The following is a 3446-nucleotide window of genomic DNA, read 5'->3' as shown; positions in this document are numbered from 1 at the left end:
AACTGTTGCGTGACCCCTCGATCGGCCTGGTGGTGCTGGATGAACTGAACATCGCGCTCAAGCACGGTTATCTCGACCTCGATCAGGTGCTCAGTGACTTGCAGGCCCGTCCGCCGATGCAGCACGTGGTGGTGACCGGTCGCGGTGCCAAGCCGGAGATGATTGAACTGGCCGACACCGTGACCGAGATGGGCGTGGTCAAGCACGCGTTCCACGCCGGGATCAAGGCGCAAAAAGGCGTCGAGTTGTGAGTCAGCCTCGCTGTTGCCCGGCGGTATTGATTGCAGCGCCGGCTTCCGGTCAGGGCAAGACCACCGTGACCGCTGCGCTGGCCAGGTTGCATCGCAACCAGGGGCGCAAGGTGCGCGTGTTCAAGTGCGGCCCGGACTTTCTCGACCCGATGATCCTTGAGCGCGCCAGCGGTGCCCCGGTCTATCAACTGGACATGTGGATGGTCGGCGAGCAGGACAGTCGACGCCTCTTGTGGGAGGCCGCTGGCGAGGCGGACCTGATCCTGATCGAAGGGGTCATGGGGCTGTTTGACGGCACGCCTTCCAGTGCCGACCTTGCGCGGCATTTTGGCGTGCCGGTGCTGGCGGTGATCGACGGCACCGCCATGGCGCAGACCTTTGGCGCCCTGGCCCTGGGGCTGGCGCGCTATCAGGCGGACTTGCCGTTTGCCGGGGTGCTGGCCAATCGCGTGGGCACCTTGCGCCATGCGCAGTTGCTTGAAGGCAGCCTGACGGAGGGGTTGCGCTGGTATGGCGCGTTGTCCCGGGAGACCGGGATCGAGCTGCCCAGTCGTCACCTCGGCCTGGTGCAGGCCAGCGAGTTGAACGACCTCGACCTGCGCCTGGATGCCGCCGCGAATGCCTTGGCCAGCAGTTGTGAAGTAGCGTTGCCACCGGCGGTGGAATTTGCCGCGCCTGATCTGGTTGTTGCCGAACCCTTGCTCGCAGGCGTGCGCATCGCCGTGGCCCGTGATGAGGCCTTTGCATTTACCTATGGTGCGAGCCTGGACCTGCTGCGGGCGATGGGCGCCGAGCTGCGGTTTTTCTCGCCGATTCGTGATGCCATGTTGCCCGAGGCGGACAGCCTTTACCTGCCAGGCGGTTACCCGGAATTGCATCATGCGGCGTTGGCTGGCAACACCTCGATGCTGGCGGCGATCCGCGCGCACCATGGCGCGGGCAAACCGTTGCTGGCCGAGTGCGGCGGGATGCTGTATCTGCTCGATTCGTTGACCGACGTCGATGGCACGCGTGCCGAACTGGTGGGATTGCTGGCCGGAGATGCCGTCATGCAAAAGCGCCTGGCTGCATTGGCCTTGCAGGTGGTGGAACTGCCTGAGGGCGCGTTACGTGGGCATACCTACCATCACTCGCTGACCAGCACCGAGCTGGCACCGATTGCCCGTGGGCTGAGCCCGAATGGCGGGCGTGGGGCGGAGGCGGTTTATCGTCAGGGGCGGATGACGGCTTCTTATGTGCACTTTTATTTTCCGTCGAATCCGGTTGCGGTGGCGGCACTGTTTTTGCCTGACCGGGAGGGCGCCTTGCTCGCGAAAAGGCCATGACCGACGCCACATTCAGTCAGGCCGAACGCGACGCCGTCTACCGCGCCATTGCCGAACGCCGCGACATGCGCCACTTCAGCGGTGGCACTGTCGAGCCCGAGCTGCTGCGGCGTCTGCTCGAAGCCGCGCACCAGGCCCCCAGTGTCGGCCTGATGCAGCCTTGGCGGTTCCTGCGCATCAGCGATCGCACTGTGCGCGCTCAAATCCAGGCCCTGGTGGAAGAAGAGCGGATCCGCACCGCCGAAGCCCTGGGCGAGCGCACCGACGAGTTCATGAAGCTCAAAGTCGAAGGCATCAACGACTGTGCCGAAGTGCTGGTCGCCGCGCTGATGGATGATCGCGAACGCCACATCTTCGGCCGGCGCACCTTGCCGGAAATGGACATCGCCTCGTTGTCCTGCGCCATCCAGAACCTGTGGCTGGCGTCCCGTGCCGAAGGGCTGGGCATGGGCTGGGTTTCGCTATTCGAGCCGCAAGCCCTGGCCGATCTGCTGGGCATGCCGCCGGGAGCAAAGCCGATGGCCGTATTGTGCCTGGGGCCGGTGCAGGAATTTTATCCGGCGCCGATGCTGGTTCTCGAAGGCTGGGCGCAGTCGCGGCCGCTGGGTGAATTGCTGTATGAAAATGTCTGGGGAGAGAGTCAATGAGTGTGGCGTTGTTGACTGTCGCTGCGGTGGGGCTGGATGCGCTGCTGGGCGAACCCAGGCGCTGGCATCCGCTGGTGGCGTTCGGCCGCTTTGCCGATCGCATCGAGCAACGCTTCAACAGTGGTGGAAGAGGGTGGCGCAGCCATGGCGTGACGGCCTGGGTACTCGCCGTAGTGCCGCTGACCTTGCTGGCGACCGCGTTGTCCTGGGCGCCATTGGTGGGTTGGATCGTCGAGATCCTGGCACTGTATTGCGCACTGGGCATGCGCAGCCTTGGCGAGCACGTCGAACCGGTGGCCAGGGCCTTGCGCAGCGATGACCTGGATGAAGCGCGCACTCGCGTCGGTTACCTGGTCAGCCGCCAGACCAGCGAGCTGGATAAAACCGAAGTCGCCCGCGCGGCCACCGAATCCGTTCTGGAGAACGGTAGCGACGCGGTATTTGCCGCCTTGTTCTGGTTTGTCGTCGCTGGCGCGCCGGGGGTGGTGCTCTACCGCTTGAGCAACACTTTGGATGCCATGTGGGGTTATCGCAACGAACGCTTCGAGCGGTTTGGCTGGGCGGCGGCGAAAATCGACGACGTTCTCAACTACATTCCTGCGCGGCTGGTGGCGTTCACCTACGCCTTGCTGGGCAAAACCCGACTGGCACTCAAATGCTGGCGGACCCAGGGGCCGACCTGGGACAGCCCCAATGCCGGTCCGGTCATGGCCGCAGGTGCCGGCGCGCTGGGCGTGGAGCTGGGCGGGGCGGCGATCTACCACGGTGAGCTGCACCAGCGCCCGCCACTGGGTGAGGGCTTACCTGCGGACGCGGATTCCATCGACCGTGGCTGGCAATTGGTCCAGCGCGGGGTATGGTTGTGGTTGTTGATTATCTGCGTGGGGGCGGAGTTTTATGCTTGAGCACGGCGGGCGCTTACGCAAAGCGGCAATCGACTATGGTATCGCCGAAGGCGACTGGCTCGACCTGTCCACTGGCCTGGCGCCCTGGCCGTTTCCCATCCCGCAGATCCCGCTGAGAGCGTGGGCGCGGCTGCCGGAAAGCGATGATGGCCTGGAGCAGGCTGCCTGCGATTATTACGGTGCTGCCCAGGTGCTGCCAGTGGCCGGTTCGCAAATGGCAATCCAGCTGCTGCCGCGTTTGCGCCGGGCCGGCAAGGTCGGCGTGCTGTCACCCTGTTACGCCGAGCACGCCGAAGCCTGGCGCCGCAGCGGCTACAT

Annotated in this window: 4 protein-coding genes and 1 pseudogene; all 5 read left to right on the top strand. The window is 64.8% G+C overall.

The genetic code is table 11. From position 1 onward, the window contains the following. On the top strand, window positions 1–251 hold a 251-nt coding region (locus ABWY06_RS24235; protein WP_353928146.1), incomplete at its 5' end, for a cob(I)yrinic acid a,c-diamide adenosyltransferase. Beyond that, the gene (locus ABWY06_RS24230; protein ID WP_353928145.1) at window positions 248–1576 is read left to right on the top strand and encodes a cobyrinic acid a,c-diamide synthase CobB; all 1329 of its coding nucleotides are present in this window, start codon (window positions 248–250) and stop codon (window positions 1574–1576) included. The genes ABWY06_RS24235 and ABWY06_RS24230, both read left to right, overlap by 4 nt. Then, on the top strand, window positions 1573–2223 hold the full coding sequence (gene bluB / locus ABWY06_RS24225; protein WP_353928144.1) for a 5,6-dimethylbenzimidazole synthase: 651 nt from the start codon (window positions 1573–1575) through the stop codon (window positions 2221–2223). Before ABWY06_RS24230 ends, bluB begins: the two co-directional genes overlap by 4 nt. Beyond that, window positions 2220–3128: an adenosylcobinamide-phosphate synthase CbiB gene (gene cbiB, locus ABWY06_RS24220; RefSeq protein ID WP_353928143.1), complete on the top strand. Its 909-nt coding sequence runs from the start codon at window positions 2220–2222 to the stop codon at window positions 3126–3128. Before bluB ends, cbiB begins: the two co-directional genes overlap by 4 nt. Continuing rightward, window positions 3121–3446: pseudogene (locus ABWY06_RS24215) on the top strand (threonine-phosphate decarboxylase); the annotation flags it as partial. The gene cbiB and the pseudogene ABWY06_RS24215, both read left to right, overlap by 8 nt.

The organism is Pseudomonas sp. (assembly GCF_040514055.1).
In the GTDB taxonomy this organism is placed as follows: domain Bacteria; phylum Pseudomonadota; class Gammaproteobacteria; order Pseudomonadales; family Pseudomonadaceae; genus Aquipseudomonas.
Note: the sequence above shows the minus strand (reverse complement) of the source record. Positions and strands in the feature narration are given on the sequence as shown.